The sequence below is a fragment of the Natrinema gari JCM 14663 genome, assembly GCF_000337175.1.
In the GTDB taxonomy this organism is placed as follows: Archaea; Halobacteriota; Halobacteria; order Halobacteriales; family Natrialbaceae; genus Natrinema; species Natrinema gari.
In genome coordinates this window covers 100,502-126,400 of record NZ_AOIJ01000049.1, presented here as the reverse complement: position 1 = coordinate 126,400, position 25,899 = coordinate 100,502, and the positions used below count along the sequence as shown (strand labels likewise).

The 25,899-nt window shown below is 63.4% G+C and carries 21 protein-coding genes; 12 read left to right on the top strand and 9 right to left on the bottom strand.

The window, feature by feature from the left end; translation table 11 throughout:
• Positions 1-522, top strand: coding sequence for an archaemetzincin family Zn-dependent metalloprotease (locus C486_RS09340; RefSeq protein WP_007110719.1), 522 nt, complete (start codon positions 1-3; stop codon positions 520-522).
• 59 nt (positions 523-581) lie between these two features.
• Here C486_RS09340 and C486_RS09335 read toward each other — a convergent pair whose 3' ends face one another.
• The 5 genes from C486_RS09335 to C486_RS09315 form a co-directional block, all read right to left on the bottom strand.
• Positions 582-2,396, bottom strand: a complete 1,815-nt coding sequence (locus C486_RS09335; protein ID WP_008455464.1) for a ribosome biogenesis/translation initiation ATPase RLI — start codon at positions 2,394-2,396, stop codon at positions 582-584.
• A gap of 1 nt (position 2,397) precedes the next feature.
• Positions 2,398-2,715 (bottom strand): EMC6-like membrane protein, encoded by a 318-nt coding sequence (locus tag C486_RS09330; RefSeq protein WP_008455462.1) that lies wholly within the window; start codon positions 2,713-2,715, stop codon positions 2,398-2,400.
• Between the two features lie 117 nt (positions 2,716-2,832).
• On the bottom strand, positions 2,833-3,879 hold the full coding sequence (locus C486_RS09325; protein ID WP_008455461.1) for a hypothetical protein: 1,047 nt from the start codon (positions 3,877-3,879) through the stop codon (positions 2,833-2,835).
• A gap of 3 nt (positions 3,880-3,882) precedes the next feature.
• Positions 3,883-4,455: a DUF7344 domain-containing protein gene (locus C486_RS09320; protein WP_008455459.1), complete on the bottom strand. Its 573-nt coding sequence runs from the start codon at positions 4,453-4,455 to the stop codon at positions 3,883-3,885.
• A gap of 260 nt (positions 4,456-4,715) precedes the next feature.
• Positions 4,716-7,424 carry a DUF7289 family protein gene (locus tag C486_RS09315; RefSeq protein ID WP_449289191.1) on the bottom strand — a complete coding sequence of 903 codons (2,709 nt, stop codon included), beginning with the start codon at positions 7,422-7,424 and terminating at the stop codon, positions 4,716-4,718.
• 441 nt (positions 7,425-7,865) lie between these two features.
• On the opposite strand from C486_RS09315, the gene C486_RS09310 reads away from it, so the two are divergent.
• The 7 genes from C486_RS09310 to C486_RS09280 all read left to right on the top strand — a co-directional run bounded on the left by C486_RS09310 (position 7,866) and on the right by C486_RS09280 (position 15,205).
• Complete coding sequence (locus tag C486_RS09310; protein WP_187290122.1) at positions 7,866-8,513, top strand: hypothetical protein; 648 nt, start codon at positions 7,866-7,868, stop codon at positions 8,511-8,513.
• 66 nt (positions 8,514-8,579) lie between these two features.
• Entirely contained in the window at positions 8,580-9,737 is a 1,158-nt protein-coding gene (locus C486_RS09305; RefSeq protein WP_008455453.1) for a CARDB domain-containing protein, read from the top strand.
• A gap of 164 nt (positions 9,738-9,901) precedes the next feature.
• A complete protein-coding gene (locus C486_RS09300) occupies positions 9,902-11,080 on the top strand; it encodes a signal peptidase I (RefSeq protein WP_008455449.1) in 1,179 nt (392 codons plus the stop codon).
• Between the two features lie 139 nt (positions 11,081-11,219).
• Positions 11,220-12,404 (top strand): DUF5305 domain-containing protein, encoded by a 1,185-nt coding sequence (locus C486_RS09295; protein WP_014864729.1) that lies wholly within the window; start codon positions 11,220-11,222, stop codon positions 12,402-12,404.
• Between the two features lie 157 nt (positions 12,405-12,561).
• Positions 12,562-14,211 (top strand): long-chain-fatty-acid--CoA ligase, encoded by a 1,650-nt coding sequence (locus C486_RS09290; RefSeq protein ID WP_008455444.1) that lies wholly within the window; start codon positions 12,562-12,564, stop codon positions 14,209-14,211.
• 238 nt (positions 14,212-14,449) lie between these two features.
• The gene (locus C486_RS09285) at positions 14,450-14,746 is read left to right on the top strand and encodes a winged helix-turn-helix transcriptional regulator (protein WP_008455442.1); all 297 of its coding nucleotides are present in this window, start codon (positions 14,450-14,452) and stop codon (positions 14,744-14,746) included.
• A gap of 45 nt (positions 14,747-14,791) precedes the next feature.
• Positions 14,792-15,205, top strand: coding sequence for a hypothetical protein (locus C486_RS09280; RefSeq protein WP_008455440.1), 414 nt, complete (start codon positions 14,792-14,794; stop codon positions 15,203-15,205).
• 64 nt (positions 15,206-15,269) lie between these two features.
• On the opposite strand, the gene C486_RS09275 is transcribed toward C486_RS09280, so the two are convergent.
• Together C486_RS09275 and C486_RS09270 are read right to left on the bottom strand one after the other, a co-directional pair.
• Positions 15,270-16,187, bottom strand: a complete 918-nt coding sequence (locus C486_RS09275) for an NAD+ synthase (protein WP_008455439.1) — start codon at positions 16,185-16,187, stop codon at positions 15,270-15,272.
• Between the two features lie 266 nt (positions 16,188-16,453).
• Positions 16,454-17,056 carry a hypothetical protein gene (locus C486_RS09270; protein WP_008455437.1) on the bottom strand — a complete coding sequence of 201 codons (603 nt, stop codon included), beginning with the start codon at positions 17,054-17,056 and terminating at the stop codon, positions 16,454-16,456.
• A 166-nt stretch (positions 17,057-17,222) separates the two neighbouring features.
• Between C486_RS09270 and C486_RS09265 the strand changes: the two genes are divergently transcribed.
• The 3 genes from C486_RS09265 to C486_RS09255 all read left to right on the top strand — a co-directional run bounded on the left by C486_RS09265 (position 17,223) and on the right by C486_RS09255 (position 20,192).
• Positions 17,223-17,948, top strand: coding sequence for a bacteriorhodopsin (locus C486_RS09265; RefSeq protein ID WP_081704365.1), 726 nt, complete (start codon positions 17,223-17,225; stop codon positions 17,946-17,948).
• A 410-nt stretch (positions 17,949-18,358) separates the two neighbouring features.
• Positions 18,359-19,141: a lycopene cyclase domain-containing protein gene (locus C486_RS09260; protein WP_014864722.1), complete on the top strand. Its 783-nt coding sequence runs from the start codon at positions 18,359-18,361 to the stop codon at positions 19,139-19,141.
• The gene (locus C486_RS09255) at positions 19,131-20,192 is read left to right on the top strand and encodes a Brp/Blh family beta-carotene 15,15'-dioxygenase (RefSeq protein ID WP_008455433.1); all 1,062 of its coding nucleotides are present in this window, start codon (positions 19,131-19,133) and stop codon (positions 20,190-20,192) included. The genes C486_RS09260 and C486_RS09255 overlap by 11 nt, the downstream gene beginning before the upstream one ends.
• Positions 20,193-20,462: 270 nt before the next feature.
• Here the strand turns inward: C486_RS09255 and C486_RS09250 are convergent, their stop codons facing one another.
• Together C486_RS09250 and C486_RS09245 are read right to left on the bottom strand one after the other, a co-directional pair.
• Positions 20,463-21,956: a hypothetical protein gene (locus C486_RS09250; protein WP_008455432.1), complete on the bottom strand. Its 1,494-nt coding sequence runs from the start codon at positions 21,954-21,956 to the stop codon at positions 20,463-20,465.
• 214 nt (positions 21,957-22,170) lie between these two features.
• Positions 22,171-24,045: a PINc/VapC family ATPase gene (locus tag C486_RS09245; protein ID WP_008455431.1), complete on the bottom strand. Its 1,875-nt coding sequence runs from the start codon at positions 24,043-24,045 to the stop codon at positions 22,171-22,173.
• 159 nt (positions 24,046-24,204) lie between these two features.
• Here C486_RS09245 and C486_RS09240 point away from each other — a divergent pair, with 159 nt between their 5' ends.
• Positions 24,205-25,848, top strand: coding sequence for a globin-coupled sensor protein (locus tag C486_RS09240; RefSeq protein ID WP_008455430.1), 1,644 nt, complete (start codon positions 24,205-24,207; stop codon positions 25,846-25,848).
• Positions 25,849-25,899: the final 51 nt, after the last annotated feature.

The window sequence follows — 25,899 nt, the reverse complement described above, 5'->3', positions numbered from 1 at the left end:
ATGCTCGTCGATATCGTGCCGGTCGGCAACGTCTCCGCCGAGGTCAAGCGGGCGGCCTCTACCGCGTTGCGATCGGTCTACGACTGCGACGTGTCGGTCAACGACTCGCAGTCGATCCCGAACGGAGCCTACGACTCCGATCGGAACCAGTACTCCGCGGAAACGTTCATCCAACTCGCCGAACGGGTCGGCCGCGGCGAGAAGAATATCGCGATTACCCCACAGGATCTCTTCTACCGGCGACGGAACTACGTCTTCGGGCTCGCCTATCTCGACGGCAGCGGGAGCGTCGTCTCGACGTACCGACTGCAGACTTCGAGCGACGGCGGCTTCTCGAACCAAAGCGCCGCCGACATCTTCGAGGACCGCGTCCGCAAGGAGATCGTCCACGAGATCGGGCACACCTATGGCCTCGAGCACTGTGATAACAACCGCTGTGTCATGAACTTCTCGCCGACCGTTCGCGAGGTCGACATCAAGGAAGAACACCTCTGTGGGAGCTGTCAACGCCTGATTAGCTAATTCTCTGCGTTCCGCCCGCCGCGATTCGACCCGGACGACTCGAGTCGACGACTTACGGCCTACGGCGCGTAGTAGTACTCGCCGTCGCTTTTCTGCTGGCGGTCCAGTTGTGATTCGGGCTTGTTGATCCGCGGCCGGGAGGTCCGCTCGTCGCGGCGGAACGTGACCTCGAGGTTCGCGAGGAACTCGTTCATGCCGTCGCGCATGGGCTGGGGCTGGCCGGCGCGACCGTGGACGGCCGGTTCGCCGTCGAAGACCATCAGCCGGTCGGCGAGCAGGTCCATCATGTAGATGTCGTGGTCGATGACCAATACGGTGGCGTCCTGCTGTTCGGCGTAGCGTCGGATCGCCTTCGTGGCCTGCACCCGTTGTTCGACGTCGAGGTGGGCGGAGGGCTCGTCGAGCAGGTAGAGGTCGGCCGAATCGGAGAGACAGGCCGCGATGGCGACCCGCTGGCGCTCCCCACCGGAGAGGTCGGAGAGGGTCTGCTCCATGATCCGCTCTAACTGCAAGGGCTGTGCGATTTCGGTGTTCCAGTAGGAGGAGCCGAACTGGTCGGTAATCGACGACAGGAACGCATCGACACGCATGTGCTGGTCGATGGTGACGTACTGGGGTTTGTACGAGATATCGAGGTCGAGATCGGTGTCGCCCGCGTCCGACTCGAGGTTGCCGGTCAGCAGTTTCGCGAACGTCGATTTCCCGATCCCGTTGGGACCGACGATGCCCAGCACCTCGTTTTCCCGGATCGTCCCGCTCTCGATCTCGAGGCTGAACTCGCCGTCGCCGTAGCTCTTCGTGAGGTCCGGGTACTCCACGAGCGCGTCGGCACCGGTCGCGCTGCGGGGCGCGTGCTCCTCGAACTCGATCGGGTCCGGCCGGATCCGCATGTTCTCGTTCTCGAGATAGCCAGAAAGGTACTCGTTGATCCCGTTGCGGACGGACTTGGGCGAAGTGATCACACCGTAGGCCCCCGGCTCACCGTAGGCGACGTGGAGCGTGTCGGCGAGCAAGTCGAGGATCGCGAGGTCGTGTTCGACGACCAGCACCGACTTGTCCGCCTCCTCGGCGAGTTCGCGGATCAACCGCGCCGCGGTCACGCGCTGTCCGATGTCGAGATACGGCGTCACCTCGTCGAGGAAGTAGAAGTCCGTGTCGCGGGCCAGCGTGGCCGCGATGGCGACCCGCTGGAGTTCTCCCCCCGAGAGGTCGTCGATCGATTGCCCCATAACGGGGCCGAGCGAGAGCCGCTCGACGAGGTCGTCGAGCACGCCGCGCTCGTCGGTCCGCTCGAGCAGTTGGCGGGTGTTGCCGTCGAAACTGTTCGGGATCTGATCGACGTACTGTGGCTTTCGTGCGATCGTAATGTCGCCGTCGCGGACGTCGGCGATGTAATCCTGCAGTTCGGTCCCACGATAGGCTTCGAGGACCTCGTCCCAGCCCGGTTCCTCGTCGTGGCGACCGAGGTTGGGCTCGAGTTCGCCGGCCAGAATGCGGACGGCGGTCGTCTTCCCGATCCCGTTTGGCCCTAAAATGCCGGTGACCTGCCCCTCCTGTGGTGCCGGGAGCCCGTACAGCGAGAAGGCGTTCTCGCCGTAGCGGTGGACCGGCTCGTCCTGAAGCTCCTGTGGGAGGTTGATGATTTCGATGGCATCGAAGGGGCACTTCTCGACGCAGATGCCACAGCTCTCGCCCAGACAGATCTCTTCGGAGATGTGGATCTGTTCGGGCTGGCCTTCGTCGGCCTCCTCGCCACGGAGGGTAATACACTCCTTGCCGGTGCGATTCGGCGGACAGTAGTTCTTACACTCGTAGCCACACCGGTCCGGCTGGCACCGGTCTAAGTCTACGACGGCGATGCTGTCGTCGGCCATGCTAGCCCGAGACCTCCGCGGTCAGCAGGATACCCCACGTCACGAACCACAGCGAAAAGGTCATGAACGCGATGAACAGGTAGTGTTTCGCCCCGAACTCGTCCTCGCCGTAGATCCCCGAGAGGTTGATGAGGACGTACTGGACGAGGATCGCCCCGAGAACGAACGCGAGCGCCTGCGTGTCCTGTGCCGCCGCCTTTGACAGGCCGACCCAGGTTGCGGAGGCCAGCGCTGCACCGACGCCCAGCAGCGCGGACAACGCCGTCACGCTGACCGAGCGGATGTGCTCGCGCCGATCGCTGATCGATTCGGTCGACATAGTCCGAACTCTGTTGTCAGTGGTGAAAAGGGGTTCGCATCGTCGGACACGAACCGCACCCGGGCACTGTTCGATCGAGCGGTCCGCGCTCGGTCTGGTCCGTCCCGCAGCACGACCTCAGCACTCGTCGACGACGGAGCCAGCGGAGAGATCGCCGTTGAACCTGACGTCGCACCCGACGTAGATCGTCCCTCCGGCCGTGACTTCGTTGTTGAACGTCACGGAGTCGCCGACGTATACGTCGCCGCCCGCATCCAGTTCGCCGTTGACTTTGGACCCGCTACCGATGGAGATGTCCCCGCCGGCACTGATGCCGTTTTGAATCTTCGAACCCGACCCGACGGTGATATCCTCGGTCGCGGTGAGTTCGCCGTTTGCGGTGTAGTCGTCCCCGGTGGTGATGCTGCCACCAGCAGTGACCTCGTTGTTGGTCTTGCCGCCGTCGCCGATCGAGACATCGCCTCCAGCGGAGAGTTCACCGTTTGCGGTGTAGTCGTCGGCGGTAACGATGTTGCCACCCGCCTCGACTTCGTCGTTCGTCTTCCCACCGGTTCCGATCGAGACATCGCCGCCTGCCTTGACCTCGTCGTTTGCCTTGCCGCCGTCGCCGATCCAGACGGTCCCGTCGCTGTCGATCTCGTCGTTGGATTTGCCGCCAGGTTCGATGACGACGTCGTCGTCACTCGGCTGTCCTGGCGGCGTTCCGGGTTTGCCGCCGGTGCACTCGTAGTCGACCGTGACCGGAAGGGTCGCATCCCGAACGGTGATCGAACCGTCGTCGCTGATCGCTTCGGTTACGGTGACGATTCCCGAATCGGTGCCGCTCGTCCCCCCGCCGTTGCACGAAACCGTCACCTGGAGACTCTCCCCTGCCGCGAGCGTGCCCGACAACTGCCCGTCGACCTGCACGTCCGGGCCCGTCGTATCCTCGGCCTCGAGGGAGAGTCGCCGTCCCGCGTTGTTCTCGATCGAGACCGTCGCTTCGTCACGTGGCCCGTCGAGCGTGAGGTGCGTCGCATCGACACCGATCAACGCATCGCTCCCGCCGACTGACACGTCGGCTCCTCGATTCGCCGCGAGTGAGCTAAATCCGAACACCGGACCGGCCAGTAGCACCGCTCCAACGAAGAGGAAGACGACCGCGAGTTTGGTGAACGCGTTCATGACTTACGGTGGCCGCTCCATCTCGCCGAGCCGCATCCGTCGGTTTTGGACCACGTGGACGACTGCGGAGGCGGCGAAAAGCCCGACCACCAGCGTGGCCCAGCCGAGTTCCGGAATCGTCTCGGTCGGGACTACCTCGAGCCACAACCCTACCATCACGACCGACCCGACCGCAGCCAGCCCCAGATAGTAGGTTCCCCAGGGGACCGAGTCGCCCGGCACGATGTCGAGGTAAACGTCCAACTCGGCCGCCTCGTCCGTGAGTTCGATCGTCCGATCGTCGAATGCGATCACGTCGGCGCGCTCGAGGGTGGGCAAGTGCGACTGTTGTAACGACGTATAGACCCGCTTTCGTTCGGCGGACGTGACCTCCGCGACGTCCTTCTCGAGTTCCCAGGCCGCAACGTGTTCGGCGAGGTCACCGATCGGAACGGGTTCGTCCTCGCCCTTGCAGTAGTGGATGACGTACCGGCGACGCTGGTTGCTCAGCAGGTCGAAGATTTCACCGGCCGGTAGCTGGTCGTCCTGACCTGTTGCATCCGTCGCGCTCGGGTCGCTCTCGCTGGTTGTTGCCATCCCCTTCTCAATACGAATATCGGTGCTGTTGATACATAACGCTTGTTGCTACACCTGTTCTGAATGTCACTAGTGTCTTGTGATGATACATTTCCTATCGGGATGTCCCCATCCGAGAGTAGGGATAGCAACCCTCTCCCGTTGGAACGAACGTCTACCTGAATTCCGATATCGAACCGTTGAGATATACCGTTGGAAACAATAACGGCAACGAAGATTAATATCGGTGTCCGTCCCGGCCGCCCCAGCGCCGGCGGTCGTTAGCCGATTATGATCTTGTCCGTATCGACCTCGACGCCGGAGTCGGGGTCGGATTGATCGCTGGAGTCGTTGTCAGACTCCCCGCGACCGACATCGACGGGTACCCCGTCTTCCCCGACGGGTATCGGGGAGACGATGTCTTCAGTCGGCACGTCGTCGACTTCGACGAGGACGATCACGTCGTTGAAGTTCGGGTCCCCCGGTGTGTCGGTCTCTTTGGCTTCCTTCCAGAACTCCTCGGGGTCCGTGTTAGCTGGCGCTTCCTCGGTCAGTTCGTACATGAAGACGAACTCCTTTCCTTTTTCGAGGTCGAGATATCCCGTTCCGTTCTCGTATTTGCCACCGAAGAGGTCCTTGTCGCCGCGCTCGAGCACTTCGTCAGCGCTCTGCTGGCGCTGATGTCCCGCCCGTAGCTCCGGCACCGTGTTGTTTCCACTGCTCCTGACACGGACGTTCGCCTTGTTCGAGTCGGTCGTCGCGTCCACCTCGAGTGACTTCCCGTAGATGTTCCCACAGTCGTAGTGGTCCCAGTAGCCGTTCCCGTTGTATCTCGACCACGTGTCGTGATACGGGTAATACTCACCGTCAGTATACAGATCGGTGTTCTTCTTCTGGTAATTGCTACAGCTGTACAACGTCGAACTCAACGTGAGACTGATTCGATCCTCCGTCGTGAAGTTGTACTTCCAGATTTTGTCTCGCGTATCGTGGGTGTTGAGGTTCTGGTCTTCCGGCGATCGGTACGACTCGTAGGTTTCGCTGCCCCAACTCTCCGGCTGGATCGTGTTCGACTTGCCGATCGGCTTTCCGTTTTCGTCGACCGGTTGCGTGATGATCTCCGTCGTCACCGGTGCCCATTGCTTGTAGTAGACGGGGTGCTGTTGCCACGTTCCTGGTCCGTTCCAAGACCAGTCGCCGTCTCCGCGTTTGGTCCACTCGAGTTCCCAGCCACCATCGTCGTCCCACCAGATTTCCGTCGGCTCATCGCAATATCTGCAGCTATTGGTTCTCCATCCACCACTCCGATTCCAACCCTCATTGTAGAAGTTCCATTCACCGCTACCGCTCTTTTTCCACTTTCCGTTTGCTTTATCGCCGTCAACGAGCCGTGTCCGTCGCTCATCAGTTGGCCCTTCGGCCGATACTTCGGTCCCCAGAACCGAGACGTTGACCTCGTTCCCGGCGTCCAAAACGAGTTCCGTATCGCTCGGATCGACGCCCGTATTGAGGGTAAACGTCTTCGTCACCGACTTGTCGTCGGCGGTGGTGACGGTGTACTCGTAGTCCCCTCGGATCATCCGACTCGTGTTTATGGTCCATTCGACGGTCGTCGTCGCACCGTACGAGCCGTTGACGGTGTTCGGACTGATCCGTTTATACGCGTCCGGGGTCTCGTCGTCGAGATACTCGAGCTCGAGATCCGCGCGACCATCGCTCGTGTTCTCGACGCCGATGTTCTGTACGTCCGCGGTAATCGTCACGTTCTCGTCGATGTCGTGGCTGGCGTTCGAGACGTTAAAGTACGAGCCCGACATGCCGACGTAGAACGTACCGGGCGTATCAGTCCGGTCGTCTTCGGTTTCGATGATGTACTTGTACGTCTCACCGTGGTCGAGTTTCTTTTTCGCGGCCGCATCGAGTTCGAACTTGAGTCCCGGATGGTCGATGGTCCGTTCACCGCCGTTTTTCGGAACTGAGAGATTGGAATGCGTAGTCGTCAGCAGCGTCTTGTTGCTGTCGTCATCCAAGATCGTTGCAGTGATGTCTTGGCTTTCGTCTCGCTGTCCGACGTTCTTGATCGTCGTTTTAATACTGAAGACGTCATTGCCGCCTTTTCCGCCGCCGTTCCCCTTTCCGGCCAGAGAGCGTGCGAGTCGCTGGTCCTTCGCCAGCGCCTTGCCACCGGGACCACGCAGCCCGTGGTCTTCTTTGACGATGAACTTCGCAGGGTCGAACGGCTCTCTGATGTCGGCGAGTTTCACTGTCACTGCATTCCCGTGTTGGGTCACGTTCGCTTCCGTCCCGAACTCCGAGTCGAGGTACTGGTACCAGCCCTCGTGATAGGAACTTTCGATCGTGAATTTCACGCTCGTCCCGTTCGGACAGTTCTGGGCGACGGTATTGATCTCCTCGGTAAGGTCCGTCGCTTTGCTGTGGTCGGCTTTCGCCACCGCTTCGGAGGCCCCGAAATCGCCCTCCTCGAGTTGGAGGATCTGGAGCCGTAACGTCTCACCGTCGTACCCGATCTGGGGTTCCGAAACGACGGTGGTCTGCCCGTTGGCCTTCTTCCAGACGCCGCCGCCCTGATGGGCGATCGTCCGGTCGTCGAGTTCGAACTCGAGCGTGCGGAGACTCTTCTCGCCGGTCGAGCAACTCGGCCCCGTTTCGTTGTACCACGTGACGCTGATCGACCCATCGTCCGTGATCATCGGTTTTTCCGCCTGCATCTCGTCGATCGGCAGCGGCTGGTTTTTGCCCGTCGTCGCGGCCGTCATGATGCCCTGGTCCGTCTCTTCGACGAACTTCTGTGTCTGTTCGTTGTTCACTTGTGTCTGAACCGAGTCGAACATCACTGACCCGGCGACGAACACCACTGCTGCACCCAGTATAACGAGTGTAAATAGCAACAGGATCCCGATTATCGAACTTGCCCCTCGCTCCCCAGCGTCGTGTTCTCGACTCCGGGACGGACGTCGTGTACCCACCATTAGCTCTATTCATACTACCCGAAAGAAACATATAAAAATACGCGAGATAGTTCTATTATCATAATTGAGAACAGCCGTCTCAAGTACCACTTGATCGAACCCCAACTCGGGAATGCCGGCCGCCGAACGCGGTGCACCGAGCGCTGAGGGGCTAACTCGAGGCTCTCCCCCGTTTGATTCGGTTGGTGAAATACATCAAATTCCCAACATTTCGGCTGCCACCTCGTTGCCCTGCTTTCTCTCGGCGGTGTTTCAGGCCGCACTTGTTCCTCTCGAGACCCAGGCGCACGCGTTCAAGACCGCCTTGAACGGCAGTATGGCCGGTCTTTCGCCGGTTCCGGCTACTCAATACAAAGTGGGTAGGGGTCGTGGTCGCAAGTAGGAACTGCGTTCCAGCACCCTCGGCGGTCGGTGCTTGGACGTAGCACGGAGATACCAACCATGAAAATGAATCGACGTAATGTGTTAGTCGGACTGGGAACGATCGTTGCGGGTGGCGGGGCTGCGCTCGGAACAGGCGCGTTTAGTAGTGTCGAGGCGGACCGAACCGTCTCCGTCGCCGTCGCCGGTGACGCATCGAGTGCGCTCGCGTTCGATACCAGTGACAGCAACGGAAACCAATATTCGGACGCGTCATCGATCACGAACGGGACACTCGAGTTGGCGTTCGACTCGTTGGGGAACAGTTCCGGCATCAACCTCGGCGCAAAGACGACGTTCAGCCCGCTGTTCCGGACGATCAACAACGGCTCGAACAACGTCAACCTGAGTATCTATTCGAGCGAGGGTACCATCCAGACGTCGCCGACGATTCTGGATAGCTACAACGCCGTGATCGAAAACACGATCAACGACGGCAACGGGAACTCGCTCACGATCGAGTACGCGTTCACTGACGAGAACGATAACTCGATCGTCGGCGACGGAACGAACGGCTCTTCGGTCTCCCTGGATGCAACGGGCGGGTCGGACCCGAACGAGGAAGTATCGTTAGTGATCGGTGTCGCGGATCCCGGATCGAGCTTCGATCCGAGCACGACTATCAGCGGGTACCTCTCGGAAGTGACCATCGTGGCCAGTTCCGTATAACGTGATCGTGATGGGCTGACAGTCGCGAGCCGCGTATCGGTGCCCGATCGAGTCCAGTTTTATTACATGAAAGCATCCCGTTATCTACTCGTGGCCGCGTTGTTGGTCTCGCTCATCGTGCCAACGGCAGCACTGACGATGAGTGCGGACGACGTCACTGAGGACGTCATCCTCGAGTCCGAGGATGCTGCCAACGGACAGTACGCGGCCGTCGAGAACGGTGAACTCGGACTCGATCTCGAGGCTCTTAACGACCGCTCGGTCACGCGTGCGGACGACGTATTCAGGATTACCGTCACCGACGACGCGGTCGAGCGGATCTGGATCGACCACGACGTCCCTGGACTCACGTTCTATCGGAACGACCAGCCGACGGCGACGATCAGCGAGGCAAGCCCGCTCGAGCCGTCGGCCGGGACCGTCGCGCGTATCGGCGTCGCGGTCGATACGCACATCGCACGGTCCGGGACGGAGACGTTTACGATCACGGTCCAATACGCGGACGGCGAACCCATGCCAGGGGGCTCGAGCGGATCGTCGCCGGCCGAATCGACGGCCATCGACGGCTCGGCGTTCGAGCTGTCATCCACGACGGTGGAGGCTGGCGAGACGGTGACGGCGACGGCGACGTATCGAAACACCGGCGACACGACGACCTCGGCGACCGCAGTCCTGACGGTCGACGGGACCGTGGTCGATCGGCGGATGATTACCCTCGGGCCGGGCGAATCGCAGCCCGTCACGTTCGAGCGGCCGATGGAGTGGCCCGGGACGTACGATGTCGGCATCAAAGGGGTGGGGAGCGCGTCGGTGACCGTCAACGGGCCGGCGGCCGACATCGTCACCGCGACCGTCGTCGATCCCGACATCACCGTCGGCGAGTCGACGACGATCGAAGCGACGGTCGAAAACCCAACCGACGAGCGAGTGACGCGCACGCTCGAGGTGGCGGTCGACGGGATCGTCGTCGATAGCCGGGCCGTTTCGATTCCGGCGAACGGCGAGCGGACGGTGACCTTCGAGCGCCGGTTCGACGAGCCCGGCACGTACGAGACCGCCGTCAACGGCGTGTCCGCGGGCACGGTGTCCGTCGAGCGGGCGGCGTTTTCGATCCGGGATCGGGAACTCTCACCGGCGACGACGGCGGCGCTCGCTCCGCCGGCGACGGCGGGGCTGTTGGTCCTGGTGCTCGCTGCGAACCGCCGGTGGGCGTTCTTCCGCTAGCACGCGGTCGGCCAACTCGCACGGCCGTGGTGGTGGTCGATCGCCGCGTCTCGCTCGCGAGTCGTCGCGGCTCGGCTCGTGCTCTCGCGACCTTTATGCTGCTGGATCCGAAAGAAACAGTACTCGAACAGTCAGCCGACCATGACCGTGTCACCAACTGATTCATGACCGCCGTCGGACTCGCAAAACGAGGGCTCGGCCTCGTCCTCGTGCTGGCCGTGCTCCTGTTGATCGTCGGCCAACTGCTCGGTCAGCCGATCCTGCTCGGGTACGTCGCTACCGGGAGCATGGAGCCGACGATCGACACCGGCGACGGATTCGTGGCGATTCCAAGCCTCGTTGCCGGTGACATCGAGGAGGGTGACGTCGTCGTCTATCAGGCCCGAACCCTCCACGACGGCGGGCTGACGACCCACCGCGTCGTCGGCGAAACCGAGGAGGGGTACGTTACGAAAGGCGACGCGAACCCGTTTACCGATCAGGACGGCGGCGAACCCCATGTCACGGAGGGCCAGATCGTCGCCGAAGTCTGGCAGCCAGGGGGGTCCGTGGTCACGATCCCACAGCTCGGGACCGCGGTGTTGGCGATTCAGGGGGTCGCAGCATCGGTCGCCGGCGTCGTCGCGTCGGTGTTCGGACTGGCGACGATGTCCGCGAACGGCCTCGGTGCGCTCATGGTCGCGATCGGCGTCGCGTTGCTCGGCTTCGGAACGCTTTTCGAGCGGCTCGGTCCATCCCAGCGCGAAACGAGGCGCTCGCGATCGCGCGAGAACGTGATCGCCTTCTGGACCGCGCTTGGACTCGTCTTGCTCGTATTCGTCACGTTTGCGACCGCGGCGATGGTCGTCCCCTCGGGAACGACCGAGTACGAACTCATCAGTTCGGAATCGCCGGACGACAATCCACAGATCGTCGCCCCCGGCGAGACGGCGACGCTCACTCGTACCGTCGACAACTCGGGGTATCTGCCGATCGCTGTCGTTCACGAGGCCGAAAGCCGCAGTATCAGTGCGGACCCGGCACGGCAGACCGTCGGTATCCGTGATAGCGGCGAGACGACGGTCTCACTATCAGCCCCCGAGGAGACGGGCGAGTATACGCGCCATCTCGGCGAGTATCGCTATCTCGCCGTGTTGCCCCCGTCCGTCCTGTTCTGGCTCCACGATCTCCACCCGCTCGTCGCGATCGCGGCGGTCAACGCCGTCGTCGTCGGGCTCGCCGTCGGAGTCGTGCTCGTACTCTTCGGCAGTAACGACATCCGGTTTCGATCCACTGGCGATCACATCCCGTTGTCGACACGGCTCCACCGAAAGCTTCGCAAGTGGCGCAGAAACCGGGATTAGCACCGCAAGGCCGCTACCCTTATAGTGGTTCATTTCCATCATTAGCGTATGAATTGTCCCGGTGACCGACCAGTTCGAAAGTGGACGGTTCGGCCACCGAATGCGCTCGGACGTGGCGTCCGATCCCGGGGGGCAACGAATGATCGATAACCCGCGTCTCGAGTTGCTGCTGGCCAAAGAGGGTCGGACGATCATGATCGTGCTGCTCGTGGTGGGGCTCCTCGCGATCGGCGCGACCGGCTGGGCCGTCGCGAACCCGGAGACGACGACCGCACCCCAGTTCGGCGAGGAACAGGTCACGGTTGACGCCGACACGAGCGCCGTCGTCACCGAGAGCGGGACGCTCTGGACCGAAGGTGAGGAACTCACCAATAGCTCGGTGTACTTTCTGAACGCCACACCGGAGCTCACCGTCGAACCGAGGACGACGCTCCGAAACGAAACCAGCGGGTCGCCGATCGCGGACGGGGCAGTCACCCACGAACTACTCCTTCGGTTCGAAGCGAAGCGCGACGACAAGCCGTTCTGGAACGAAACCCATCAGGTGCTCCGCGAGTCGCCCGCGGTCGACAACGGTGTCGCGACGTCGCAGGCGACGATCGACCTCGAGTCCTACCGACAGCGCCAGCGCCAACTCGAGCGCGAGATCAGCGGCGTCGGCTCGGTCGACCTCAAGCTGGTGCTCCGCGTCGAGTACGAGACGGAGCGTCATCAGGGCACCCTCACGACCACGACGCCGGTGACGATCACGGAAGGCGCCTACTGGCTCAAGGGGGACCTCTCCGACTCCGCATCGAACAGCCATCGGAGCGGGACGGTCCGCACGACGGAGTCCCGTAGCCCGGCGCTCATCGGCGGGTTGTCGGTGCTCGGAACGCTCTCGCTGGCCGGGGCGGCGATCGTCGCCCGGCGCTCGCCGACCGATGTCGAGAGCGCTCGCCGCGCGGTCCACGAACAGCGCTACGCCGAGTGGATCTCCCGGGGCTCGATCCCGATGTGGATCGGGGATTACCATGTCTCGCTGGACACGCTCGAGGATGTCGTCGATGTCGCGATCGACACCAACGAGCGGGTCGTCCACGACACCCAGCGGGGGCTGTTCGCGGTCGTCAACGACGGGGTCGTCTACTACTACAGCGACCGCGGTCTCTGGGAGGAGACCGCCTGGCCGGAGATGGACCTCGAGAAGCAGCCGGACGTGATCGACGGGGACCGGGACCTCTCCACCGAGGAGATCCTGGAACTCGACCCGAGCGACGAGTTCGCCGCGCCCGACGATCCGGACGGGTTCGAGGACGATGAAGACGTCTGGAAACAGCTGTAGTCCCTGTACTCACCGCGGCGTCCGCCGGCAACTCGAGCCATCGACAGCCCGGCGTCTCCGCAGGGACGAAACGCAGCGCCGACGGTCCGCGTCGGTATTCCTCCTGATCGATAATAAACGAAATCACTATACGAGCCATATCCGAATGCTTTGCCGTATGGAAACGCCACTCATTGTCACGGACTTCCTTGAGCAGGCACGGGAGCACTACGGGGAGCAGGAGGCGGTCGTGGGAGCCGACGGCGACCGCTTCACGTACGCGGAGTTCGGCGAGCGCGCGGACCGTTTTGCCGCGGCACTCCAGGAACGCGGTATCGAGAAAGGCGACCGCGTGGCCGTCCTCGATCCGAACACGCACTACCACCTCGAGGCGGCCTTCGGCGCGATGCAGATCGGGGCCGTGCATACCCCGCTGAACTACCGGCTCGAGCCGGACGATTACGAGTACATTCTGTCGGACGCGGGCGTCGACGCCATCTTCGCCGACTACGAGTACGCCCACAAGATCGAGGCGATTCGCGACGAGGTGCCGACTGAAACGTTCATCACGAACGATACCGACGCCGTTGGGGACGGCGACGCCGAGCACGCCGCGTCGGACGAGTCCGACGGAGCATGGGAGGACTTCGACGCCGTCGTCTCGGCGGCCGGGACGGAGTTCGACCGCCCCGAGATGGCCGAGGACGAGATCATCACGATCAACTACACTTCGGGAACGACGGGCGATCCGAAGGGGGTCTGTCGCACGCATCGGACCGAGACGATCCACGCCTATCTGATGTCGATCTACCACGAGATCACCGACGACGACACTTACCTGTGGACGCTGCCGATGTTCCACGTCAACGGCTGGGGGCACATCTATGCGGTGACGGGACTGGGCGCGACCCACGTCTGTACGCGCGGGGTCAACCCCGACGAGGTCGTCTCGTCGATTCGGGAGGAAGACGTGTCCTTCCTCTGTGCCGCTCCCGCGGTGCTCAACCAGTTGATCGACTACTACGAGAGCGAGGGCGAGCCGGCGATGACCGGCGAGAACCGGGTCCGGGTCACGACCGCCGGCAGCGCACCGCCGGAGGCGACGATTCGGGCCGTCGAGGACCGCTTTGGCTGGTACCTGAAACACCTCTACGGCGCGACCGAGACGGGGCCGCTGATCACGATCTCCGACGCGAAGCGGCTCATGACCGACGACAACCGCTTCGAGATCAAGAAGCGCCAGGGGATGGGCGTCCTCGGGACCGACGTTCGGGTCGTCGACGAGGACGGGGCCGACGTCCCCCGCGACGATCAGACGCTCGGCGAGATCGTCGTCCGGGGCAACCAGATCATGGACCGGTACTGGAACAAGCCCGACGCGACCGAGGCGGCGTTCAACGACCGCGTCGAAGGGTACTATCACACCGGCGACCTTGCAACCATCGACGAGAACGGCATGATCGCGATCCGCGATCGCAAGAAGGACATCATCATCTCCGGCGGCGAGAACATCTCGAGCATCGAACTCGAGGACACGCTGTTCGATCACGAGGCGGTCGGGGACGCGGCGGTGATCCCGGCACCGAGCGACGAGTGGGGCGAGACGCCGAAGGCCTTCGTCGTGCCGTCGAACGGCGATCCGACCGATCCGCCCGTGTCGGCCGACGAGCTGACGGCGTTTACTCGCGAACAGCTCGCGAGCTACAAGGTCGTTCGCCGGATCGAATACGTGTCGGAATTACCCAAGACCGCGACCGGGAAGATACAGAAGTACGAGCTCCGCAAGCGGGAGTGGGCCGATGAGGACCGGATGATCGGCGAGGGGTAAGCGAGGAGCGGCCGACCCGGGTGCGGACTCGAAATCGCTCGAAAACCCCGGCGTCGAACGGATCACGCTCGCCGACTTTCGTCGGACCCGACATCTTCGTTCCGGGGGCCGGTGAGGCGAATATACTGGTTTTAGCAGCGTATTCGATACTTTACTCGAAAAGACCTGTTGCAATCGATCACCGTTCCCTCTCGGTAAGGCTCAACTTTTATACTGCTGGGGCCTTTCGAATCGTAATATGGCAGAGACCGACGGGGAGGAGATCGAAGACTTGCCACCGAGCGCGAAACTCGTCTTCAAGGTCCTCGAGTACGACGGGCCGTTGACGCAGAAACAGATCGTCGAGGAATCGATGCTCTCGGCTCGGACGGTACGATACGCCCTCGAGCGCCTCGAAGAGATCGGAATCGTCGACGAGGACATCTACTTTGCGGACGCCCGTCAGAGCCTCTATCGGCTCGAGGACCCGGTCGCGGCCGACGGAAACGGGGGCGTCGAGGAGTCCCCGAAGAAAGACGCCTGCTGTGCCGAATAACGGCGAGAACGCCAGGGTTATTTTCTCAGGGTGTGCGGTTCCGATATGGACAAAGAGCGACTCCCGCGGTGGGGATGGCTGCTGATCGGCCTGTTTCTGGCAGCACTCGGCGCGAATCTGCTCAACCTGCTCGTTCTGGTACCGACGGTGCTCCCCGAGGCGTACCGGTCGGTCACGGTCATCGCGATCATGTCGCCGGTACTGATCTACGTCGGCGTCTGGTACGACGAGGAGCGCCAGTCCTACTGGGACCATTCGCGTGCGCGGGTCGTCGGCGACGTCCTCTTCGTCGTGGCCGGCGCGGCGCTGGGCTCGGCGGTCGCGCTCGCGGCCATCATCGATCTGGGGCTGTCTTCGTTCCTGCAGGATGTCCTCGCGATGGCCGCCGGATTCCTGCTGGCGTGGGGACTGTTCTGGTGGCGTAATCCGGACATGTACGCCGTCGAAACGGACCGGTGAGGCCGTCCCATCGGAGTCGCCTTCCGCCACGAGCGGGCGCGGTGTCGTCCGCAAATCGCCGTCGCTACTCGAGTGCGTCCGTTCGGTCGCCAGCGCGGCCGTCGTCGCGCCCGCAGAGCCCCGGCGTCGGCGGGGGCGTCCGTTTGTGGGCGGTGGCGGCGTGCAGGGATGCGATCTCGGCGGCCGTCTCGCGGTCGATTCGCAGATCGGCGACGGCCTCCTCGAGCGACTGCTCCGCGTCGACGAGCCGGTACAGTAGCGGATCGATGACGTCGTAGCGCGCGCCGAGTTCGCCGGCGTCGGTCTGCGTGGCCCAGAACCCAGCCGTCGGCTCCTTGGAAATGATCCGTCGCGGGAGCCCGATGTGTTTCGCGAGTGCGCGGACTTCCGTCTTGTAGCAGTCGCCGATCGGATAGGCGTCGGCCCCGCCGTCTCCATACTTCGTGAAGTAGCCCAGCAACCGCTCGGAACGGTTCGCAGTGCCGAGGACGAGCCGTGACTGGCGGTTCGCCGCGTAGTAGGCGGTGATCATCCGCAGCCGCGCGACGGCGTTGCCGATCTCGTGGGTGCGTTCGTCGGGTCGCCCGCGGTCGTTCGATTCCGGCTCGAGTTCGTCCGCGACCGTTCCCTCGAAGGCCTCGAGGAGCGGCCGCAACTGAATCTCCTCGTACTCGATTCCCAGTCCCTCGGCGAGCGTCCGGGCGTCGCTGGCGTGAGCCCCGTCCGTCTTGTGACAGGGCAGCCCCAGTCCGAGCACGTTCTCGCTGCCCACGGCGTCGACCGCGAGCGCTGTCGTCAGCGTCGAATCGAGGCCACCGCTCATCGCCACGACGACGCCGGCCGCCCCCGCGTCGGCGACCCGGGTTCGAACGTCGGCGACGATCCGCTCGCGTATCGCCTCGAGCGAGCGGCGATCCGTGACGAACGCCTCGTTCGTCCGCTCCCCGTCAGAGAAGACGAACGTCGTCCTATCTACGCTCATACGCTGGAATCACTCCGTTGTTCACGTAGTATCTGGACGATCGACCCACATATGAAGCTAATCCTTAAACACCTAGTTTCTCTACCCGTGTCAGGCATGTACGTGGTTCGGTGTTTGGGTGATTTACTGACCATATGTTCACTACTCAGCCACCGAACTCTTTCTTCCGTACGTTTGCAGTCTTTCCATCGGTGGGGTCGGTCGTCACCGGGTTCTTCCGGTCGCTCGAGTGCCGCCGCGAGGAGACGTGAGGTCCCGATCGTCGCTTACGCCGCGGAGAGGTATCGGCCGGCGGCGTAGACGACGCAAGAACTGATCGCTGCCGCGACACCGACGGCGATCACGGGTACCGGTACGCCGGTCCGTCCGTAGGGATCTCGCGGCGCGGATTCGACGATGGCGGTGACGGTCTCGACGCCGGCGTGGCCGAGCAGGAAGAAGCCAACCGTGATCAGGATCGCGAAGCCGCCGGTCGCCAGTCCGAACATCGACGCGACGTCCTCGAGGTTCAGTAGCGTGTGGACCTGTGACTCCGAGAGGGAGGGCTCGTACCGCCGACGCGCGATCGCTACTGCAACGAGACAGGTTGCAGTCCCCACTTCAATGCTGCCGGCGTAGACCCCGACCCAGAGGACGAGCGGCGACGACCACAGCGGAGCGCCGCCCGGGAACGTCGCTTGCACTGACGACGGATAGGTGGCGACGATCGGAACGACGAGCGCGAGCACGAGCAGCAGGCCGCTCTGGTAGACGAGTTTTTGCGGAATGCGGCGCTTGATCACCGCGTACCGCTCCACTCTGAGTCGTTCGTACGTCGATTCGCCGAGGAGTGCGTCCGCAATCGGATCGTTCGGATCAGTCGAGGTCATCAGTTGTGAAGGGAGCGTTCTGATCGGGCTATCCGATCGAACACAGAACACCCCAAAATACGCTGCGATATCATCCTCCACGTCAAAATTCTGGACATACACGCTACGATGAGGGTTATTTCCGTTAGGGTCAAGCAATATGTGTTGCGCTGCTCTAGCACCACCCATGGCCGCAACAGTTGGCCCAGAATCCATTTGGCTATGGATCGGCACAATCGGCATGACCATCGGAACCCTGTACTTCGTCGGTCGCGGACGTGGCGTTCGTGATCGGAAGATGCAGGAGTTCTACATCATCACGATCTTCATCACAACCATCGCCGCTGCCATGTACTTCGCGATGGCGACCGGCTTCGGCGTCACCGAAGTCATGGTCGGCGACGAGGCGCTCACGATCTACTGGGCGCGCTACGCGGACTGGCTGTTCACGACGCCGCTGTTGTTGCTCGACCTCTCGCTGCTAGCCGGGGCGAACCGAAACACGATCGCGACGCTGATCGGCCTCGACATCTTCATGATCGGGACCGGTGCGATCGCAGCGCTCTCGTCCACTGCGGGGGCCCGGATCGCCTGGTGGGCGATCAGTACCGGTGCTCTGCTCGCCCTGCTGTACGTCCTCGTCGGGACGCTCTCCGAGAACGCGCGCAGTCGGGCCCCCGAGGTCGCGTCGCTGTTCGGGAGACTCCGCAACCTGGTTATCGCGCTGTGGTTCCTCTACCCGGTGGTCTGGATCCTCGGCACCGAAGGGACGTTCGGCATCCTCCCGCTGTACTGGGAAACCGCGGCGTTCATGGTGCTCGACCTCTCGGCGAAGGTCGGATTCGGCGTGATCCTGCTCCAGAGTCGCTCCGTCCTGGAACGGGTCTCGACGCCGACGGCTGCCCCAACCTGAAGGCGCTGCATGGACTCCCGACGTGCGGCTTCGCGACGGCCACTCGTTTATGTGTTGCCCTAGTGAAGAGATCTCCCGTTCATGCAGCCAGCCCACGACCGCGGTTTCCGTGCCCGGAACGCCGTCCTACAGAACGACGCGACGGACCGAGACCGATTCGAGTCCGTCTTCGGCGGTGCCACCACCTCGCTCGCGCCGTCGTTCGTCGTCCACCCCACACCGACGGGGCGGACTGCGCCACCAGCATGCCCGGTCCCGTCCCGGCCGGCGACCGATCGAATCGACCTCGCTCGAGTGTCCCGATCGTCCCTAACCAGTATGGACACGGCGCTATTCGGCTCCCGTCCGTACTGCCGTTCACAGCGGTTCCGGTTGCCGCCCGCACACCGACGGCGCACGTCGACCCGCCCATGACCGTCCAGTTCACGTACTTCGGCATCCACCTCGCCTTCCTGCTGCCGCCAATCCTGATTCTGGGGTGGCTCGCCAGCCGGCGCGACCGCGCTTGGTGGGGGAGTCGCCCCCTTTCGGGACTCGGCATCATGATCGTCCTCGCCATCGTCTACACGACGCCGTTTACGAACCGTCTCATTCCCGTCGGCGTCTGGTGGTACGGGGAGGGGACCGTCCTCGCGACCGTCTGGCACACGCCGCTCGAGGAATACCTCTTTTTCGTCCTCCAGCCGATACTGACTGCGCTCTGGCTGTGTCAGGTGCGGCCGTCCGCCGAGCGGTCGCTGGCGATTCCTCACACACATCGACTGCTCGGCGTCGCCGGCGGGCTGGCGATCGCCGTCGTCGGCTGGGCGCTCCGCGGCGACACCGCGACGTACTATCTGGGCTGGCTGTTCCTCTGGGCCGGACCGGTCCTCGCCCTCCAGTGGGGGTTCGGGTCGACGTACCTGTGGGCCATCCGCCGGTCGCTGCTGGTCGCGATCGCCGTCCCGACGCTGTACCTCTGGTTGGTCGACCGGATCGCGATCGAACTCGGCGTCTGGGTCATCTCCGACACGTACACCACCGGTCACGCGCTCCTCGGTCTCCCGATCGAAGAGGCGCTGTTCTTCCTCGTGACCACCCTCTTCGTCGTCCAAGGGATCACCATGTACGTCTGGGTACTCGATCGAATCGGCGGCGTTTCGGCGTGGACGAGCACAGCTCCGCGGGTGCCGACGAGTTCCGATGACCGGTGACGCGATCGGCCGGCGCGCCGACATGCGAGCGAGCGCCGAGAGTCGATCGCGCGCCGCTCGGGTGGCCCTTGGCTTCGGCTCGCTGCTCGCCGTCGCTGCCGCGGCGACGATCGCGTTCGGAGCGCCGCCGCTCGTCTACCAGTACGTGCCGCTGGCGCTCAGCGTCCTCATTCTTGGACTCCCCCACGGCGCTGTCGACCACCTCGTGTTACCGCGGGTCCGAGGCGACCCGGTTACGCCGCGATCGCTCGCGTTCGTCGGCGGCCTCTACCTCCTGCTCGGCTCCGCCTACGCTCTCGTCTGGTTCCTCGCACCAGTCGCCGCGTTCGTCCTATTCGTCCTCGTCACGCTCGTCCACTGGGGACAGGGCGATGTCTACGCGCTCCTCGAGTTCGTCGGTGCCGACCATCTCGAGACGCGGGCCAGTCGGCTCCTCGCCCTCCTCGTCAGGGGCGGCCTCCCGATGCTCGTCCCGCTGGTCGCCTTTCCCGCGCAGTACGCGTTCGTCGCCGAGAGGCTCGTCGGGGTGTTCGATCCCGGCGCGGCGACCGCGCTCGACCCGCTTTTCGAACCGACGGCTCGAGCGGCCGTGCTGATCGGGTTCGGGTCGCTGATCGCGCTCTCGCTCTTCCTCGGGCTCCGTCGAACGAGCCCCGACGAGCGGTGGCCGTGGTTCGTCGACGTCGCCGAGACGCTGGGTCTCGTCGGCTACTTCGCCACCGTGCCGCCGATCCTCGCGATCGGTCTCTACTTCTGTTTCTGGCACTCGCTCCGGCACGTCCTCAGAACGATGCTCGTGGACCCCGTCGCGAGCGCCGCCCTCGAGCACGGGGCAATTCGGACCGCTGTGTCCCGGTTCGCCCGTGACGCAGCGCCGTTGACTCTCGCCGCGTTGGCCGTCCTCGTCGGGATCTGGCTCGCCGTCCCGCGAACGCCCGCGACCGTCGCCGACACGATCGCGGTCTATCTGGTCGGGATCGCCGTGTTGACTCTCCCACACGTCGTCGTGGTCACGCTGCTCGATCGGGAAGACGGGATCTGGTCGCCCTGAGTCGGGATGCCGGCCACTCACACACAACGAGTCCCTGCGAGAGCGACGCTGTCGTGGCTCTTCCTCGATCCACTCGCGCCGACGCCGAAAACGCACCTCTCACGTCGGTCGCTCACGCGTTGACGCCCGTTCGCGGTTCGCCCGCTTATGAGGGCACGACCGTGATCGGGTCCTTTCGGTCGATCGCCCGCTCGAGTTCCTCGGCGATCGTGCTCTTAGGCGATACCTGATCTGGCTCCCATAAGTAGCCGAATTCGGCGTCGCGTCGCTTTATTCCGGTACGGTGAACGCATCGAGACTCGTCTCTTGGACACTGCGCCACCCGATTGCGACCGTGTCTCCCGGGTTGATGTTCTCGATCGTCGCTGTGGCACCATCAGTGATCTCCGTCCCGCTCCACGGCTGTATCGTCCGGTCCGGTTTCGGCCCGGATTCTCGCTTCGAGCCCACCGCATCGACGATCCGTTCTCGTTGTCTCCATTCCGGATCGACGTAGATTCCACCGTACACGTGTGTCCCGTCCAATGGGAACTCGTCGGCGTACGTTATCTGCAGCGATCGTGACTTCCCGCCGTAGTCGTACTCGAAGGTGAGATCGTTCAGGACGGTCCGTTCAGGACCACCGTTCGTTTCCTCGTCGTGGACGAGTCTGAGCTCCGTCAACGGCTCGGAGTCAGCCTGTCGAACGAGGATTTCGTCGCCCTCTTCGATCGTTTCTTCGCCGTCGGCCCAAATCTCGGGATCGTACACCTCGCCGTCGACCTCGAGCGTAAGTGCGTCGACGGGCGTTTCATCGCCGCGAACGATCGGAATGACGAGCCAGTTCGCACTGGGATCATATCCGCTCTCCGAACCCAGGACCGGATTGTCGTGTGCACGAGCGCGTCGGCGGTCAGCGAGATCAATGGTGGTGTCAGCGGAGAGCACTGCCCCATCGGTGCCGATGGTCGGACGGCTCTCGTCCGCATCGTTCTGTCGGATCATCGATTCAAACCGTTCTTTGACGTCAGTTGTGATGACGGACTCGTCGGTCACCTGCACGAAATAACGTCGTTCGAGGTGGTCGGGGTCCGGTAGTCGCTGCCCCCTGCCGGTGCTAACGGCAGTCTCGGTGTCGATGCCAAGCGATTCGGCTACTTCTTGCGTGGCGGGTTCTACTTGCCGACTGTCGTATCCGCCGAGCCCTGCCAGCCCTTGCTCGAGTTCGGGCTGTGTCGTGAGTAGAGTGTCCGAGCTCTCACTGCCGGCAGCGTCGACAACCGTTTCAATGGCTTGTTCGTCGCCGCTCTGTATCACGATCCCGTCAGTGAACGCAGCGGTCCGGACACCGGGTCCGGCGGTGTCGAGTTCGTACAGTGAGAGGCCGTTTCGGTCGCTAAGATGCTGGTCGTCCGTGTACGAGTCCGTGGTGATATCGCCAGTCACTACCCGGATCGGGAGACCATCGGACGGCGTGACCTCGAGGACCCACTCAATGGCCGAGAGATCGTCGACCGGAGCGAAGTACCGATAGTCCACGCCCGTCGGTACCACTGTGGTGCCGTCGAACACACCCGGTGTCACCGCGTGAACGCTATCTATGTCGCCGATGCTTCCCGGAAGCAGTGTCAGGGGATCGGCGAGGGCCGAGGACAACGACTCCTCATCACTGTCCGGCTTCTTGTCGGGGCCCGATTCGTCCGTCTCGTTCGTCAGACAGCCCGCGATTCCGAGCGAAAAGAGGGAACTGGTTGCTGTCAGGAACCGTCGACGGCGCCAATTCATAATGATATAAACATATAACATCAAATGTAAAAGAGTTGTGCAAATGCTCGTCGAAATACGCTACGAGAACGCTTTGCTTGCTGGGTCATCACTCGTTTCGTCTGCGCACGCGGATTCCGTGCGCCCGGTCCCGAGACCGCTACTCTCGTACTACTCGTGACGACCCGCAAAACGCCGCTCACTCACTCCGTTCGTGCTCTCACGGTTCGGTCGGTTACGATGGAACGACCGTCACCGGGTCCTTCCGGTCGATCGCCCGCTCGAGTTCCTCCGCGATCGCACTCCCCCGGGACACCTGAATCTCGCCGCCGCGGCTCACCGTCGCAGTGAAGAGGTACTCGCCGCCGGCTTGCACCTCGACGGTCTCACCGTGGTTGCCGTCGACGGGGATAACGATGTGTCGTGAGGTGATTTCGGGCTGGACCATCTGGCCGGCCTGCGAACCGCCGCCTCCGCCGTTCGCACTCGCACCGCCGCCAGCGCTTCCCGCGCCGTAGTTGGGGTTCTCGTCATGGGTCCGGACGTCGATGTCAATCCCCAACCGGTTCTCGATGTCAGTGATTCGGCCACCACCCTTGCCGATGACGCTCGAGATGTCGTCCTCCTCGACGTAGACGACGGCCGTGTCCTGGCTTTTGAGTTCGACGTCGACGTAGCCGTGGGCGATCGAGCGGATCTCCCGCTCGATTTCCTGTTTGGCGATCCGGTCGACGCCGGACTCGGTTCCGGGGCCGCCGTCCTCGTCGTTGAGCGGAACGGTAACGACCTGCCGGTTGAAGGTGTAGATCTCGTACTCGGGGTCGCCGGTCTGGAAATTCATGACCTGAATGACCGGGCGAGCGAGGTCCTCTTCCGTGAGGCCGGCAGGGACTTTGACCTCGGTCCTGACGTCGTAGACCGTCGACACCTCGCCGGCCTCGATGTAGACGACGGTGTCGACGACCTGCGGAATCATCCCGAGTTCGACCCGGCCGACCAGTCGCTGGAGGGCGTCGATCGGCCGCGTCGCGTGGACGACGCCGATCATGCCGACGCCGGCCAGGCGCATGTCCGCGAAGACCTCGAAGTCGTCGGTCTTGCGGACCTCGTCGTAGATGGTGTAGTCCGGCCGGACCATCAACAGGGCGTCGGCCGTTTTGGCCATCTCGCCGCCCAGTTCCGTATACTGGGTGATGTCAGGGCCGACCTGCAGGTCCCGCGGCTTCTCCATCGTCTTGACCGAGTAGTCGTGATCCGAGATGTAGCGGGCGACCGCCTGCGCGAACGTCGATTTCCCCGCCCCGGGCGACCCCGAGATGAGGACGCCGCGCTGGCGCTCGAGCAGGCGCTCTTTCAACTCGTCGGCGTGCTCGTAGTCCTCGATGTCCGTCTGGGCGATCGGCCGGACGGCGGTGATCTCGATCCCGTCGGCAAAGGGTGGTCGGCCGATCGCGATCCGGTAGTCCCGGAACTGGACGATCTTCATGCCCGACTCCGAGAGTTCGATGAAGCCGTCGGGGGCCTCCTTCGCGCCGTCGACGACTTCGCGGGCGTATTCGTCCATGGTCGCCTCGTCGAGGGGCTCGTCGGCGATGGCTTCGTAGCGCATCTCACCGAGGTCGCCGCGTTTGGCCTTCGGGACGGCATCGGTCTTGAGGTGGACGCTCATCGTCCGCTCGTCGAAGAACTCCTCGACGGCCAGGGTCCCGACCTCACGTACCTCGGGGGATACGCGCTCGACATCGAGTCCTTTCGCCTGGGCGACCTCGGCCTGAACGATATCGCTGGTGACGAAGGTCGCGTCGAACTCCTCCGCGAGATCGCGGATCAGCGCGTCGATCTCGCCCTCGGAGGCGTGGCCCCGCTCGATCGCGTTGGGCCGCTCCCCGACGTAGCGGAGGTCGATGACCCCGTCGTCGGCCAGCTCGGCCAGCCGCTGGAGTTCCTCGAGGCCGTCCCAGCCGCTGTCGATCCCGTCGTTGGCCTGCGCCTCGAGTTCCGCGACGACCGCCTCGGGGACGCAGATCGTCGCTCCCTCGAACTGCCCGTCTTCGATTGTCGCCGAGACGCGGCCGTCGATGACCACGCTCGTATCCGGCACGACGTTCATACGTAAACTGATCGACGTACCCCTATAAGGGTGTCCACAACACTGCCCCGTCCCGCGGACGTATTTTTCGACCAGTGGAGATGTGAAAGCTCTCCGAGTATTCCTATTCGGCGGGAACACTCATAAAAGCTTAACGGACCGACCGAACACGTTTCCCGCATGCAACCCCAGGAGACGTTCGGGCGCGACGGACTCAATGATTTTCTCGATGTCGACGATCTCGTCGACCGGATCGAGCTCGACGACGACGAAATCGCGTGGCGAAAGGCATTCATCGGGTTCGATGAGGCCGACGAGCAGCGCCTGGCCGCTCTCGAGCCGCTCTTGCAGGCCAACGCGGAGGCGATCGCGGACGACTTCTATGAGAACGTCTTCCACTACGAGCAGACGCGGGCGATCGTCGACCGCTCCCCGAAAAACGTCGACGCGCTCAAGCAAACACAGCAGGCGTACCTCGTCTCGCTTGCGACTGGGGACTACGATCAGGAGTTCTTCAAGAACCGGGCCCGAATCGGCAAACTCCACGAACTGCTCGACATGCCCCTGAAACAGTACGTGGGACAGTACGGCGTCTACTACGACCTGATCATGTCTCGGCTCAACGAGCGGGTCCAGCAACAGGTCGTCGATGCCATCGAGGAGTGGGCCGCGGAGCGCGACACCGAGGACGACGGCGGTCTCGACCGGTTCGTCGGCGCGCTCGGCCTCGGTGGCAGTGGCGAAGACCAGAGTGACGGTCTCGAGGAGTCGCTCGAGGAAACGGTCAGAGACGCCATCGATGACGGGATGATGGACGTCCTCTCGCTGTTGCGGATCATCAACCTCGATATGCAGGTCGCGGTCGACACGTACGTCGACTCCTACGCACAGCGACTCGAGGACTCGATCGAACGGCGCGAACGACTCGCGCGAGAGGTCGAAACCGACGTCGAGGCACCGATCGCCGAACTCCACGACTCGAGCGAGGTCGTCGCTCAGCGCGCCGAGGCGATCAGCGAGCAGACCGACTCGCAGGCGACCGGCATCACGCGGGCGGCGGGGGAGCTCAACGAGATGAGCGCGGCCATCGAGGAGGTCGCAAGCGTCGCCGACGAGGTCAGCGAGGAGAGCGATCGAACCGAAACGCTCGCCGCACAGGGCGTGGAGGCGGCCGACGACGCGCTGGACGAGCTCGCGGCGATCGAAGACGCGACCGACCGCGTCGCCGACGCGGTCGATACGCTCGCGGACCGAACCGAGGAGATCGACGAGATCGTCGACCGACTCGACGAATTGGCCGAACGGACGACGGTGCTGGCGGCGAACGCGAAGATCGAGTCCTCGCGGGACGACGCGGACGGCAGCGAGACGATGGGGATCATCGCGAGCGAAGTGCGCTCGTTCGCCGAACAGACGAAGTCCGATCTCGCCGAGATCGAGGACGCCGTCGAAGCCGTCCGTCAGGACGCCGCGGCGACCGTTGAAACAACTGAGGAGACCGTTACCCGCGTCGATGCCGGGACCGACCGCGTTCGGGAGACGGTCGACTCGCTCGAGGAGATCCACGAGTCGGCACGGACGACGGCGGCCGGCATGGAAGACGTCGCGACGGCGACCGATCAGCAGGCCCGGGGCGTCGAGGTGACGGCGGAGACGCTCGAGGACCTCTCGGAGTCGGCCGACACCGTCGCAAGCGCCGCGGAGTCGGTCGCGGCGGCGAGCCAACAGCAAACGGCCAGCCTGCGAGAGGTCCGCGAGTCGGTTGCGCGGCTGACGGAGGCCGACGCCGACGATGAGCCGCCGGTTTACGAACGGTACGATTGAGCCGCCCGCCCCGGCAGGACGATCGCACTCCTGATTTCGGGAGCCGGTGCA